The following is a 13606-nucleotide window of genomic DNA, read 5'->3' as shown; positions in this document are numbered from 1 at the left end:
TTCATGACAGTGCAAGGCTGTGTGTGGATAATGAGTCGCTTATAGAAGCCTGAAAGGCCATTGATGGAGTAAGTCCCGCATGACCCTGGCGCTGATTGTGTTGCTTCCCCTTTTGGGATGCCTTTTACCTCTTTTGACAGTTCGTTACGGCCGTTCTCTCTGTGCACTGGCAACCATGTTGCCGCCGGCGGTGGGTCTCTTTCTGCTGTGGCGCCTGTCTGACGGTGTTTTTGCCGGTGAAGTGCTCGTGCAGAGCTGGCCCTGGTTGGAGCAGATCGGGCTGAATCTCAGCTTCCGGCTCGACGGCCTGGGCTTTCTGTTTGCGCTGTTGATTCAGGGCATCGGTCTGCTGGTTATTCTCTACGCCCGCTACTACCTGTCTAAAAATGATCCCATGGGTCGATTCTTCGCCTATCTGCTCCTCTTCATGGCCGCCATGCTCGGGGTGGTTTTGTCGGAAAACCTGCTGCTGATGATGTTCTTCTGGGAGATGACCAGTCTGTCGTCTTTCCTGCTGATCGGTTATTGGTCGCATTCCACCGATGCCCGCAAGGGCGCCCGTATGGCACTGGCGGTCACCGGCGGCGGTGGTCTGGCGCTACTTGCCGGTGTTCTGCTGTTGGGGCACATCGTTGGCAGCTATGAGCTATCCGCGGTATTGGCCTCGGGCGATCTGATTCGAGCTCACAGCCTGTATCCGGTCGTTCTGGTACTGGTGTTGCTTGGGGTATTTACCAAATCTGCGCAATTTCCCTTCCATTTCTGGCTGCCCCACGCGATGGCAGCACCTACTCCGGTATCCGCTTACCTTCACTCTGCGACCATGGTCAAGGCGGGCGTCTTCCTGCTCGCACGTATGTATCCAGCGCTTTCTGATACCGACCTCTGGTTTTACCTGGTCAGTATTACCGGGATGATCACGCTACTGCTTGGCGCCTGTACTGCGCTGTTCAAGCACGATCTCAAGGGCTTGTTGGCCTATTCAACGATCAGTCACCTGGGCTTGATCACCCTGCTGTTTGGCCTGGACAGCAAGCTGGCGGCAGTTGCCGGCGTTTTCCATATCATCAACCATGCTACCTTCAAGGCTTCCCTGTTCATGGCCGCCGGCATCATCGACCATGAAACAGGTACTCGGGATATGCGCCGAATAAACGGGCTCTGGCGCTTTATGCCGCATACCGCCACGCTGGCTATGGTGGCAGCGTCGGCAATGGCTGGCGTCCCTTTGCTCAACGGCTTCCTGAGCAAGGAAATGTTCTTTACCGAAACGCTGCAACTGACCCAGTTCGGTAACTTCAGTTGGGTGATACCGCTGGTTGCTACGCTAGCAGGCGTGTTTTCGGTAGCCTATTCCCTGCGCTTCATCCATGACGTGTTTTTCAACGGTAAGCCATTCAACCTGCCAAAATATCCACCCCATGAGCCGCCGCGTTACATGAAGGTGCCGGTAGAGGTATTGGTGGCGCTTTGCCTGCTGGTGGGGTTGGCCCCCGCGTTCACCGTGGCTGGTTTGCTGGCCGTGGCGGCGAGTGCGACAGTGGGAGGCGACTTGCCCTACTACAGTCTGTCGATCTGGCACGGACTCAACCTGCCGCTGGCAATGAGCGTTGTCGCGCTGGTGGGCGGTGTGCTGGTGTATGCAGGTCGCAGCGGCCTGTATCGCTGGTATGAGGGGCTGCCCGAGCTGGAAGCCAAACTGATGTTCGAGCGCGCGGTTCAGGCGCTGGTCCGCGGGGCAGGACAGTTTACTCTGTTGCTGGAAAACGCCTCCCTGCAACGCTACCTGGCCTGGATGCTTATCGCAGCCTTGGTCACCAGCGGCTTCTGGCTGCTGCAACTGCCGGTGCTGCGCGGTGACGTCTCCATGACCCCGGTCGACGGGGTAACGCTGGTGGGCGCGTTAATGTTGATGGCGGGTGCCCTGGCGACTGTATTCTGGCATCGCCACAGGCTGATTGCCCTGGTGATGCTCAGCGTGGTCGGGCTGTTTGTTGCGCTGGCCTTTGCGCGTTTCTCCGCGCCTGACCTGGCGTTGACTCAATTGTCGGTTGAAGTAGTGACCATCGTCCTGTTGATGCTATCCCTGTTTTTCCTGCCTCGCCGCACGCCTGTGGAGTCGTCCAGCGCTCGTCGGATTCGCGATATTGTGGTGGCGGGCTTCGCAGGCCTTCTGGTGTCGGGCCTGGCGGTTGCAGTGCTGACACGTCCATACGAAAGCATCGCGGGTTTCTTTCTGGCCAACAGCAAGACCGGTGGCGGCGGGACTAACGTAGTCAACGTCATTCTGGTCGACTTCCGCGGGTACGACACCCTCGGTGAGGTCACGGTACTGGCGATTGCCGGTATTGCTATTTATGCCCTGATCGACGGTCTGCGGCTGCTTACTCCGGAAACCGATGCCAATGGGCGCCCCTGGGCCAGGGATGCCCATCCACTGATGCTGGTGAATCTGTCCAGGGTGATCCTCCCTCTGGCTCTGATGGTTTCGGTGTACATCTTCCTGCGCGGGCACAATCTGCCTGGCGGTGGATTTATTGCCGGCTTGATTACGGCAGTGGCGCTGATTCTGCAGTACTTTGCCAGCGGCGTGCAGTGGACTGCTGAGCGCTGGCGCATCGATTACCATCATCTGGCCGGGATGGGGGTCATCATCGCCGGGCTTACCGGTCTGGGCAGCCTGCTGTTTGGCTTCCCGTTCCTGACCAGCACCTTCGAATACGTCGGCATACCGTTGGTAGGTAAAGTGGAACTCGCCACCGCTCTGCTCTTTGATCTGGGGGTTTACCTTACTGTGGTAGGTGCAACGTTATTGATTCTGACCAATCTGGGCAAACTGACGGTTGGCCGTAATGCTGGGGAGGCAAGCTGATGGAACTTCTCTATGCCATTACGCTGGGCGTGCTGACCAGTTGCGGCGTGTATCTGATGTTGCGGGCCCGGACTTTTCCGGTAGTGCTCGGCCTGACCCTGCTCAGTTACGCGGTTAACCTGTTTCTCTTTGCCATGGGCCGTCTATCCACTGGTATGCCAGCCATTCTCGGGCAATCCCAGGAATACGCTGATCCATTGCCCCAGGCATTGGTGCTGACGGCGATTGTTATCGGCTTTGCAATGACCGCCTACGTGCTGGTGCTGGCGTTGCGGGCCCAGGGCGAGCTCGAGAGTGATCACGTCGATGGCAAGGGAGACCGTTGATGAATCACTTGCCGGTTCTGCCCGTTCTCATACCCATGTTTGCTGGCGCACTGTTGTTGCTTATGGCGCGCAGCAGCATGACGCTCAAACGTACCTTTTCACTGCTGGCCACCCTGGTACAGATACCACTTGCTCTGATTCTCATGAGTCAGGCCGATACCGCGACGACGGTTTATGCACTGGGTAACTGGCAACCGCCATTTGGCATAGTGCTGGTGGTTGATCGGCTCGCTGCCCTGATGCTTGTAATTTCAGCGGTGCTGGCCACTGGGGTCATCATCTATGCCTCGCGCGGTGACGACGCTGTGGGGCGCAATTTCCATGCGATCTTCCAGTTTCAGCTGATGGGTATCACGGGTGCGTTCCTTACCGGCGACCTGTTCAACCTCTTCGTGTTCTTCGAGATTCTGCTGATCGCCTCATACGCCTTGCTGCTGCACGGGGCCGGGTCCGCACGCGTGCGGGCTGGCCTGCATTATGTGGTGCTGAACCTGTTCGGGTCGGCTCTGTTTCTGATTGCCGCGGGAACGCTGTATGGCATTACCGGCACACTCAACATGGCTGACATGGCGCAGAGGGTCGCTACGTTGGGTCCGGCCGATGCGCCCGTGGCCGGTGCCGCCGGCATGCTGCTGCTGATTGTATTTGGCCTGAAGTCGGCGGTCTTCCCCTTGTACTTCTGGCTGCCCAAGGCCTATGCGGCAGCCACTGCACCAGTGGCAGCACTGTTCGCGATCATGACCAAGGTCGGGCTGTACTCGATATTGCGCGTATACACGTTGATCTTTGGTGCCGAAGCAGGGGAGCTGGCTAACCTGGCAAGCGCCTGGATATGGCCGGTTGCCCTGGTCACCATTGCCCTGGGCGCAATCGGTGCGCTGGCAGCAGCCAGCCTCAACGGTCTGATTTCGTACCTGATCGTGGTCTCCGTTGGCACTCTGCTGGCAGGTATTGCCATGGGAACCCAGGAGGCATTGACCGCGAGTCTCTACTACCTGATTCACTCCACTTGGGTGAGCGCGGCTCTGTTTCTTCTGGCAGGTATTATCAGTCGTTTGCGAGGCCCTCGATTTGGATCCCGCCTGATACCCGGGCCGCAGATGGGTCATACCAAGCTGGTGAGTGCCCTGTTCTTTATCGCAGCAATATCGGTGATCGGCATGCCGCCGCTGTCAGGTTTCCTCGGCAAGGCGATGCTTCTGGTCGCTGCAGGCACAGGTATGCAAGCGGCGCTACTTTATCCCGCGCTACTGGTGGGCAGTCTGGTGGTTCTGATAGCCATGAGCAGAGCCGGTACCACCCTGTTCTGGCGTTACGACGCAGCCCCGGCGGTTGCCGAACCGCTGGACCGGTTTCGACTTGCTGCAGCCCTGCTTCTGCTGGCCGGTAGTCCCGGGCTGGTGTTGTTTGCCAATCCGATACTGGCCTACCTGGATGCCACTGCGGCGCAATTACTTGCACCCGCAGCCTATATTGAGCAGGTCATGTCCGTTGTACCAGTCGCTTCGGGAGGCCAACCATGATGGCGCGCAGTGGATTTTTTCCTCACCCCTGGTTGAGCCTGGTACTGCTCATAGTCTGGTTGTTGATAATGAACAGCCTTTCTGCGGGCACCTGGGTATTGGGGATCGTTCTTGCCTGGGGTATACCGCAGCTGACAGATGTTTTCTGGCCCAACCCACCTAAACTGCACCAGCCGCTGGTGTTGCTGCGTTTTGCAGTGCGGGTGTTGGGTGATATCGCGATTGCAAATCTGGAGGTCGCCAAGCTGGTGGTTGGTGCCAATGCCAGCCTGCAGCCAGGTTTTGTCGAGTATCCGCTCGAGCTGACCGATGATTTTGCCATCAGTCTCCTGGCCAGTACGATTTCCCTGACGCCGGGCACTGTCTCGGCCGATATCAGCGACGACCGCCGAATGCTGCTGATTCACGCGCTGACTGTCAGCGACGAAGATGCCCTGATCGAGACGATCAAGCAGCGATATGAGCGGCCTCTGATGGAGGTATTCGAATGCTCTCAACAGTAATTCTTTTATGCATGGGCATCATGTCCGTTGCGATGGTGCTCAACATGCTGCGGCTGTTCAAGGGTCCGGATCTACCCGACCGCATACTGGCCCTGGACACCCTGTATATAAACGCCATTGCGTTGATCGTACTGCTCGGCCTTTACCTGAGGTCAGATCTGTTTTTTGAGGCAGCCCTGTTGATAGCTGTCATGGGTTTTGTCGGAACTGTTGCGATTGCCAAGCATCTGCTGCGCGGTGACATCATTGAATAGGGGCCTGAGATGCTAGATGCCATACAGAGTGCCAGTGCAGTTGATTGGGTTGTGGCCGCGCTTATATTGCTGGGAAGTGTATTTGCCTTGATTGGCTCTATCGGGCTCTGGAAGCTGCCGGATTTCTACATGCGTCTGCATGGACCGACCAAGGCCTCAACGCTGGGTGTAGGCGCCCTGGTGATCGGTTCGCTGGTGTATTTCAGTGCCGCGCGTGACGGGATCAGTCTCCATGAGCTGTTGATTACTCTTTTTCTGTTCATTACGGCGCCAGTCAGCGCGCACATGCTGGCCAAGGCCGCGATGCATAATCGGGTGGCCAAAGTCGAGCGGACACGGGGTAAGCCCTGGGAGTAGGCGGAGCGTGGGCAGTTTCTTGCGCAATCTCGTTCACATAATGTGTATGTATGGGGCTGTGAGTAAGTCTGTCGGAGGGCTTTAGTCGTTCTGGCAACTTCCTGCACGCAGGTGAGCAAGGTATTGCGCAATATCCTGTGAACTGGCTCACATCGTATTTTTAAGACAGATCTTTTTTGATCTATATTACTGATTATAAAAAGAAATATAGATGCGGCACAGGTCTTGTAGGTATCTAGGCTCCAGGACGTGATATGTCCATAACCCGCAAGGAGAGCTCACATGCCAACACCCGCCTATATGTCCCTCGAAGGTACCAAGCAGGGCCTGATCACTGCAGGTACCTTTACCGAGGATTCAGTCGGCAACATCTTTCAGGAAGGTCATGAGGACCAGATTCTGGTTCAGGCATTCGATCACCAGGTTATTATTCCGCGCGATCCACAGTCCGGTCAGCCTACTGGGCAGCGCGTGCACAAACCGCTGATGATTACCAAGGTATTCGATAAGTCTTCGCCCCTGATTTTCAATGCTCTTACCTCAGGTGAGCGTTTGAGCAGTTGCCGTCTGGAGTGGTACCGCACCTCGGCAACCGGCACCCAGGAGCATTACTACACGATCGAGCTGCAAGACGCGATTATCGTCGATGTGCAGTCTCATATGCCCAATTGTCAGGATCCTAACCTGTCACATTTTACCCATCTGGAAGATGTCTACTTCACCTACCGCAAGATCATCTGGACCCACGAAGTATCCGGTACCTCGGGCTCCGACGACTGGCGCACCCCGATCTCCGCCTAAACGCCTGAATCACAGGCATAAAAAAACCACCTTTAGGCATGGCCAAAGGTGGTTTTTTCGGTCCACGGTAAGTGGCCGCGCTTTGCTCAGGGCTTGGCGCTGGACAGTGCAATACTGCGGGCAGGGTAGGGCGTCAGACGAATTTCTACCCGACGGTTGAGGTGGCGCCCGGTTTTAGTGGAATTATCAGCGATGGGCTTGTCCTCGCCCATGGTGTAGAGGCTCATACGGTGACGGCTGACACCACCGAGCATCAGGATGCTCGCTACAGCTTGTGCGCGCTCCATGCTCAGGCGCCGATTGAGCTCCCGGTCACCATCGCTGCTACTGTGCCCGATTACCGCAAACTGACTACCCATGTCATCCTTGAGTGCTTTAGCAACCTTACCCAGCGGTCCCAGGCCCGAGGGCAGCAGAAGCGTGCGCTTGGGATGAAAGGTACCATCGACGGGAATGATCAACTTGATCTGCTCCCCTTCACGCTGTACTTCAAAGCCCTGCGCCTCAGCTACGGCTGTCAGGTTGGCTATTCTGGGTTCTGCCCAGGGCGGCGGCGGCGCTACAACCACGGGGGCGGGTGGAGGAGTAGAGCAGGCGCTCAATGCCATGGAGAAGATTACGGCGGAAACAGCAATAAGTTTTTTCATAGTGCCCTGGAAGTCGTGCTCAAGTGTTATCGGTTACTGGCGCTGCTAGGGTAGTGGCGATACTCCTGCTAGGCTAGCACCAGTTGATCTTTTTGTGACCAGTTACCTCTAAGTATTTCTGTTTATTATTGATTTCGAGGACCGTTGATGCCCGTTTCCCGTTTTTCAATGCACGGAGTAAGTGCCGCACTCGCGCTATTTGCCCTTTCAGGCTGTGCCTGGCTGCCACAGTCCGGCGGTGAAGGGTCCCTGCGTACCAGCGGACAGATGTACCTGACTGATGAGGGTGCGCAGCTCGAAACCTGCTCCGGCGCTGTCCATCCGCTGCGGGTAAATGAGGAATTGAGAGCGCTTTTTGAGCGCGTGGCTGAGCCTGCCCAGAACGTGCTTTTTGTCGAGTTACGTGGCCAACTCCTCGACGATAACAGTATTCGTCCTGATACCGTGCTGCGCATGGGTGCGAAGGGAAATGGATGCACTGACTCGGTTGCAGCACAGAGTCAGTGGGTGACGACGGGGGAGCGACCGGACTGGCTGGTGCGGATTGCACCTTCCGGGTTGCAGGTGACGACTCTCGGGGAGGAGTGGCAGCCAGTCATTACCGAGCAATTGCCCGATGGGCGTCGAGGGTTTCGTACCCTTGAAGGAGAGCCGGTCGAGCTGTGGGTTTACCCGCAGCCCTGTTTTTCACGGCTCAATGGCTATTTCTATCAATACACTGCACGGCTGCTGACGTCCGGTGAGAGCTTCGCCGGCTGCGCTTATCCTGGATATCTGACTGGCTCGCCATCCTCCTAGGCTCCTCGCCATTTGGCTGCCAGGTCAGCCACCAAGATAGGCGCTGCGCACTTGCGGATCGCTGAGCAGCGCTTCGCCGGTGTCCTGCGTCACGATGTGTCCGTGCTCCATTACATATCCACGATCGGCCAGCTTCAATGCCTGGTTGGCGTTCTGCTCGACCAGAAAAATGGTAACGCCCTGGGTGCGCAGTTGTTCGATGATTTCGAATATCTGCTGGATAATGATGGGAGCCAATCCCAGGGAGGGTTCGTCGAGCAGCAACAATTTAGGTTTGCTCATCAGCGCCCTGCCGATGGCGAGCATTTGCTGTTCGCCGCCGGACATGGTGCCCGCCCTCTGCTGGAAGCGCTCCTTGAGCCGCGGAAACAGCGTCAGGGTCGTATCCATTTGCTCCTGAAACTCGTCCCGATGGGTGAAGAAACCACCCATGCTCAGGTTCTCTTCCACGGTCAGCCGGGAAAAGACTCGGCGGCCCTCGGGCACAATGGCGATGTCCTTGCGCATGATCTCGGCTGTGGTCAGTCCCGTCAGCTCCTCGCCATCATAGCGAATACTGCCAGTAGTGGCCGCCGGGTCGCCGCACAGGGTCATCAGCAAGGTAGTCTTGCCAGCACCATTGGCGCCGATCAGGGTAACAATCTCGCCACGCTCCACTTCCAGGCTGACGTCATGCAATGCCTGAATCTTGCCGTAGTGGGTTGATACATTCTTCATATACAGCATGCAGATTAACCCTCAGGTTTCGCCAAGATAGGCCTTGATGACGTCAGGATTCAGCCGGATCTCTTCCGGTGTGCCCTGGGCCAGTGGGCAGCCCTGATTGATCACCACAATGTGGTCGGATATATCCATCACCAGCTTCATGTCGTGCTCGATCAACAATACGGTAAGGTCGTGGTTGTCGCGCAACTCGGCGATCAGCTCCTTGAGATCTTCTGTTTCACGGGGGTTCAGGCCCGCAGCGGGCTCATCGAGCATCAGCAGGCTCGGCTGGGTAACCATGCAGCGGGCAATTTCCAGGCGGCGCTGCTGGCCGTAGGCCAGAGTGCTTGCTGTACGATTGGCAAACTCGTGAAGTTTTACCCGTTCGAGCCAGTAGGCAGCGCGCTCCAGCGCTTCCTTTTCGCTGCGCCTGTAGCCGGGCGTCTTGAACAGCCCTGCGAGCATGCTGGTATTCATGTTCTGATGCTGCGCCACCATCAGGTTTTCGACGACGGTCATTTCCTTGAACAGGCGCACATGCTGGAAGGTCCTGATCATGCCCTTGCGCGCGACCTTGAAGCCAGGCAGCCCTTGGATCTCTTCGCCGCGAAAGACAATCTTGCCGTCACTGGGCTTGTAAAATCCGGTCAGACAGTTGAAGACCGTGGTCTTGCCGGCACCGTTGGGGCCGATCATCGACACGATCTGTTTTTCGTGGACCTGCAGGCCCACACCATCAACCGCCAATAGCCCGCCAAAGCGCATTTTCAAGCCTGATACATCGAGCAGTGGAGTCATCGTATTCATGTTTTGAGCTCCATATGCGGCCGTTTCATGGGTAGCAATCCCTGTGGGCGCCAGATCATCATCAGTACCATCATCAAGCCGAACAGCAGCATGCGGTATTCATTAAATTCGCGGGCCAGCTCCGGCAGGATGGTCATGATGATCGCTGCAAGAATGACTCCTACCTGCGAGCCCATGCCGCCGAGCACCACAATTGCCAGAATGATCGCCGACTCGATGAACGTGAATGATTCGGGGCTGATAAAGCCTTGCCGCGCGGCGAAGAAACAGCCGGCAAAACCGGCAAAGGTAGCGCCGATGGTGAAGGCGTTAAGCTTGATGGCGGTAGGGTTGATGCCCAGCGAGCGGCAGGCGATTTCGTCTTCGCGCAGGGCTTCCCAAGCGCGGCCGATCGGCATGCGCAGCAGGCGATTGATCACATATAACGTCACCAGTACCAATGCCAACGCTAACAGGTAGAGAAAAATCACCCGATGGCTGGAGTCGTACTCAAAACCGAAAAACTCGTGGAATGTCTGCATGCCCTCGCTGGCGCGACGGCTGAACTCCAGGCCGAACAGGGTTGGCTTGGGAATGCTGCCGATACCGTTGGGGCCATTGGTCAGCCAGGTCATGTTGTTGAGCAGGATGCGGATAATCTCGCCAAAACCCAGGGTGACGATTGCCAGGTAATCCCCCCGCAAGCGCAGAACCGGAAAGCCCAGCAGAAAACCAAACAATGCCGCCATGGCGCCAGCTACAAACAGGCCGGTCCAGAAACCGAGCCCGAAATACATCGCCAGCAGTGCATAGGTATAGGCGCCGACCGCATAGAAACCCACATAACCCAGGTCCAGCAGGCCTGCCAGGCCAACGACGATATTCAAACCCAGGCCAAGCATGATATAGATCAGCACCAGAGTCGCCAGATCAACGCCGCCGCGGTCGGACATGAATGGAAAGATCACCGCTGCAGCGATCACAAAGCACCAGAACAGACGTTGTAAGGCAGGCTTTTCGCGTAGGTCGGCAAGCTTGGGTGGTGTTTTGGGTACGCTGGGGATCGAACGCCATATCCCGTTGATCTGTTCGCGGAACAGGTTGAAGAAAAACAGGAAGGTGGCGGCGGCGACAATCTTCCAGATGACGTCCTCGTCGGCACCGGTCACAGTCAGGCCAGCCCCGCTTTGCTCCAGACGGACACCCATGAGCAGCGCGGTCAGAACCACCACTACTACCGCTGAGATAGTCGCAGCCTTGAAATTGAGTGACCTCATACCTTCTCCACCTCCGGGCGACCGAGAATGCCGCTAGGGCGGAAGAGCAGAATAAGAATCAACAGGCTGAAGGCCACTACGTCCTTGTATTCGCTACTGAAGTAGCCTGCGGTAATTGCCTCGGTAATCCCGAGGAGCAAGCCACCCAGTACCGCGCCAGGGATGCTGCCGATGCCGCCCAATACCGCGGCGGTGAACGCCTTAAGTCCGGCCATGAAGCCGATATAGGGGTTGATCACACCGTAATACATGCCCAACAGAACGCCTGCAACTGCTGCAAGGGCTGCGCCGATAACAAACGTCAGGGCAATGATGCCGTTGGTGTTGATGCCCAGCAGGTTGGTCATCTTGAGGTCTTCGGCGCAGGCGCGGCAGGCACGCCCCATCCGCGAACGTGTGATGAAGAATGTCAGGCCAGTCATGGTGATCAGCGTTACCGCAAAAATGATCATCTGCATGTAGGAGAGGGTGGCTGCGAAGCCATCTTCCGGTCCAATGGTGATGCCGCCGGTGATCATGCTGGGCATGGCGATGTCCCGCGAGCCTTGTGCCAGGCGCACCAGGTTTTGCAGAAAGATCGACATACCGATTGCGGAGATCAGGGGGATCAGTCGGTTACCACCGCGCAACGGGCGGTAAGCGACACGCTCGATGCTGTACCCATAAGCACTGGTGACGATCATGCTGACAATGAACGCGCCGATAATCATCAGCGGCAAGTATTCGATGCCGAACAGCGCAAGTGCGGCAATAGTGATGAACGCAATGTAGCTGCCGATCATGTATACCTCGCCGTGGGCGAAGTTGATCATACCGATGATGCCGTACACCATCGTATAACCGATTGCGATCAGCGCGTAGGTACTGCCGACCGTTAGGCCGTTCAGTATCTGTTGCAGGAAATAATAGAGTGACTCGGGCATGGTCACGACACCTGGAATAGCAGGAGGATCAATGCTGGTCGGGACAGACGGGCATCAAAAAAAACGGGCCCCGGGAAAGCCCGGGGCCCGAACCTGGGGTTTACTCGGTCAGAGCAGATTTGGTCGCGTCAGCGTGCCATTCGTATACAACAAAGTTGAAGTCCTGAAGATCACCCTTTTCGTCAAAGCTCAGGGTGCCGGTAGGTGTATCGAACTCGTTGCCACGCAGGGCCTTGGCTACTTCAAAGGGATCATTTTCGCCAGCCAGCTTGATGCCGTCCGCAATGATCTGAACTGCGGCGTAGGCCGGGAACACGAAGGGGCCAGATGGATCCTCGTTGTTAGCCTTGAATGCGGCAACCAGTTCTGCGTTACGGGGATCCTGATCGAATGCCTTCGGCAGTGTAACCAGCAGGCCTTCGGACGCTTCACCGGCGATCGCGGAGATGTCGGGGTTGCCCACGCCTTCAGGGCCCATGAAGGTAACATCCAGGCCCTGTTCTGATGATTGACGCAGAATCAGGCCCAGCTCCGGGTGGTAGCCGCCGTAATAGACGAAATCGACGCCTTCCTGACGCAGCTTGGCGATCAGTGCGGAGAAGTCCTTGTCACCGGCAGTGATGCCTTCGAATACGGGAACAGCAACGCCACCTTCCACCAGTACGTCGCGTACGGCGGTAGCAATGCCTTCACCATACTGCTGCTTGTCGTGAATAACGGCGACTTTCTTGGGTTTGACCTGCTCGACAATATAATTGCCCGCGGTCGGACCCTGCAGGCTGTCCAGGCCGATGGTACGGAAGACCAGCTCGTAGCCACGCTCGGTGATTTCCGGGCTGGTGGAGGCGGCTGTGACCATCAGAATGCCTTCATCTTCATAGATGTCAGAGGCGGGCTGAGTGGAGCTTGAGCACAGGTGACCTACCACATACTGGATCTCTTCGTTCACGATGCGGTTGGCCACGGCGACGGCCTGCTTTGGATCGCAAGCGTCATCAAACACGACGCCCTCGAGCTGGCTGCCGTTAACGCCGCCAGCCTTGTTGATCTGCTCGATAGCCATCTTGGCGCCGATGAACTGCATGTCACCATATTGCGCAACAGGACCTGTCACGGGGCCTGCAAGGGCTATCTTGATATTGTCTGCTGCGAGCGCAAAGTTGCTGGCGCCTGCTACTGCGGCGGCGGCAATAAACAGGGAGATTGCTTTCTTCTGTGCCATTTTCATTTTATTTTCTCGCTTGATGTTCGATAGGTCGAAGAGTTGGCGGTGTCGGCAGGTGCCTACGACTCACTCCCGGAACTGTACCGGCGCAGTTTAGCAATGTGCGTGTGCGCAGGGAATCAGCGGTTACCAATTTCCGGAGCAATGTCCTCTTGTTGCAACATTATGTCTGAAAGTCGACACGCCCTTGTCACAATAGGCTTTTTTTGCGGGACTTGCCGACCAAATGTTGCAAGTGCAGGCAGGATGGTTACCATGCGCTGGTTCAATATTGATGAGGATATATCGCATGACGGCCCCCGATGAGTCCTATGCCGCCATTCTGGGCGCGACTTCCCAGATCGAGTGGAAAGCGCTGGAGCGGCACTTTGCTGCCGGTAGTCTGCTGTCGGTAAGCCGTGAGCTGGATCTCGTAGAGGTAGCTGGCGCCTTTACCCGCGATGATACCGAGCAGGTTCGTCATTGGATGGAAGCCAAGCAGCTGGGGCCTGCCTCCGATGAGGAGGCAGCGGACTGGAGTGTGCGTAATCCGGACACCCTTTGGGCGGTAGTTATTCGCCCCTGGGTGCTCGTGCAGGAGCGCGCGGCAACGCATTGATGTGGTGTTGC

The 13606-nt window shown here is 56.9% G+C and carries 15 protein-coding genes; 9 read left to right on the top strand and 6 right to left on the bottom strand.

What is annotated here, in order from left to right:
* Window positions 1-79 precede the first annotated feature (79 nt).
* The 7 genes from AAC076_RS09440 to AAC076_RS09410 all read left to right on the top strand — a co-directional run bounded on the left by AAC076_RS09440 (window position 80) and on the right by AAC076_RS09410 (window position 6636).
* Complete coding sequence (locus AAC076_RS09440) at window positions 80-2872, top strand: monovalent cation/H+ antiporter subunit A (protein ID WP_339844840.1); 2793 nt, start codon at window positions 80-82, stop codon at window positions 2870-2872.
* Window positions 2872-3198: a Na+/H+ antiporter subunit C gene (locus tag AAC076_RS09435; RefSeq protein WP_339844838.1), complete on the top strand. Its 327-nt coding sequence runs from the start codon at window positions 2872-2874 to the stop codon at window positions 3196-3198. Before AAC076_RS09440 ends, AAC076_RS09435 begins: the two co-directional genes overlap by 1 nt.
* Window positions 3198-4721 (top strand): monovalent cation/H+ antiporter subunit D, encoded by a 1524-nt coding sequence (locus AAC076_RS09430; protein WP_339844836.1) that lies wholly within the window; start codon window positions 3198-3200, stop codon window positions 4719-4721. The genes AAC076_RS09435 and AAC076_RS09430 overlap by 1 nt, the downstream gene beginning before the upstream one ends.
* Complete coding sequence (locus tag AAC076_RS09425; protein WP_339844833.1) at window positions 4718-5224, top strand: Na+/H+ antiporter subunit E; 507 nt, start codon at window positions 4718-4720, stop codon at window positions 5222-5224. Before AAC076_RS09430 ends, AAC076_RS09425 begins: the two co-directional genes overlap by 4 nt.
* Entirely contained in the window at window positions 5209-5478 is a 270-nt protein-coding gene (locus AAC076_RS09420) for a K+/H+ antiporter subunit F (protein WP_339844830.1), read from the top strand. The genes AAC076_RS09425 and AAC076_RS09420 overlap by 16 nt, the downstream gene beginning before the upstream one ends.
* Window positions 5479-5487: 9 nt before the next feature.
* Complete coding sequence (locus AAC076_RS09415; RefSeq protein WP_339844829.1) at window positions 5488-5835, top strand: Na+/H+ antiporter subunit G; 348 nt, start codon at window positions 5488-5490, stop codon at window positions 5833-5835.
* A 282-nt stretch (window positions 5836-6117) separates the two neighbouring features.
* On the top strand, window positions 6118-6636 hold the full coding sequence (locus AAC076_RS09410; RefSeq protein WP_150278399.1) for an Hcp family type VI secretion system effector: 519 nt from the start codon (window positions 6118-6120) through the stop codon (window positions 6634-6636).
* An 86-nt stretch (window positions 6637-6722) separates the two neighbouring features.
* Here AAC076_RS09410 and AAC076_RS09405 read toward each other — a convergent pair whose 3' ends face one another.
* A complete protein-coding gene (locus tag AAC076_RS09405; protein ID WP_339844826.1) occupies window positions 6723-7283 on the bottom strand; it encodes an OmpA family protein in 561 nt (186 codons plus the stop codon).
* A 147-nt stretch (window positions 7284-7430) separates the two neighbouring features.
* Here AAC076_RS09405 and AAC076_RS09400 point away from each other — a divergent pair, with 147 nt between their 5' ends.
* Window positions 7431-8081, top strand: a complete 651-nt coding sequence (locus tag AAC076_RS09400) for a hypothetical protein (RefSeq protein WP_339844824.1) — start codon at window positions 7431-7433, stop codon at window positions 8079-8081.
* Between the two features lie 24 nt (window positions 8082-8105).
* Here AAC076_RS09400 and AAC076_RS09395 read toward each other — a convergent pair whose 3' ends face one another.
* The 5 genes from AAC076_RS09395 to AAC076_RS09375 form a co-directional block, all read right to left on the bottom strand.
* The gene (locus tag AAC076_RS09395) at window positions 8106-8807 is read right to left on the bottom strand and encodes an ATP-binding cassette domain-containing protein (RefSeq protein ID WP_339844822.1); all 702 of its coding nucleotides are present in this window, start codon (window positions 8805-8807) and stop codon (window positions 8106-8108) included.
* 12 nt (window positions 8808-8819) lie between these two features.
* Window positions 8820-9584, bottom strand: a complete 765-nt coding sequence (livG, locus tag AAC076_RS09390) for a high-affinity branched-chain amino acid ABC transporter ATP-binding protein LivG (protein WP_339844974.1) — start codon at window positions 9582-9584, stop codon at window positions 8820-8822.
* Window positions 9585-9589: 5 nt separating this feature from the next.
* The gene (locus tag AAC076_RS09385) at window positions 9590-10849 is read right to left on the bottom strand and encodes a high-affinity branched-chain amino acid ABC transporter permease LivM (RefSeq protein ID WP_339844819.1); all 1260 of its coding nucleotides are present in this window, start codon (window positions 10847-10849) and stop codon (window positions 9590-9592) included.
* The gene (livH, locus tag AAC076_RS09380; RefSeq protein ID WP_339844816.1) at window positions 10846-11772 is read right to left on the bottom strand and encodes a high-affinity branched-chain amino acid ABC transporter permease LivH; all 927 of its coding nucleotides are present in this window, start codon (window positions 11770-11772) and stop codon (window positions 10846-10848) included. Before livH ends, AAC076_RS09385 begins: the two co-directional genes overlap by 4 nt.
* 100 nt (window positions 11773-11872) lie before the next feature.
* Window positions 11873-13000 (bottom strand): branched-chain amino acid ABC transporter substrate-binding protein, encoded by a 1128-nt coding sequence (locus AAC076_RS09375; RefSeq protein WP_339844815.1) that lies wholly within the window; start codon window positions 12998-13000, stop codon window positions 11873-11875.
* Between the two features lie 286 nt (window positions 13001-13286).
* Between AAC076_RS09375 and AAC076_RS09370 the strand changes: the two genes are divergently transcribed.
* Window positions 13287-13595, top strand: a complete 309-nt coding sequence (locus tag AAC076_RS09370; protein ID WP_339844812.1) for a DUF2288 domain-containing protein — start codon at window positions 13287-13289, stop codon at window positions 13593-13595.
* Window positions 13596-13606 lie beyond the last annotated feature (11 nt).

Origin of the sequence: uncultured Halopseudomonas sp., from assembly GCF_963977355.1 — a bacterium.
Taxonomy (GTDB): domain Bacteria; phylum Pseudomonadota; class Gammaproteobacteria; order Pseudomonadales; family Pseudomonadaceae; genus Halopseudomonas.
The sequence above is the reverse complement of the archived record's forward strand: the minus strand, read 5'-3'. Positions and strand labels throughout refer to the sequence as shown.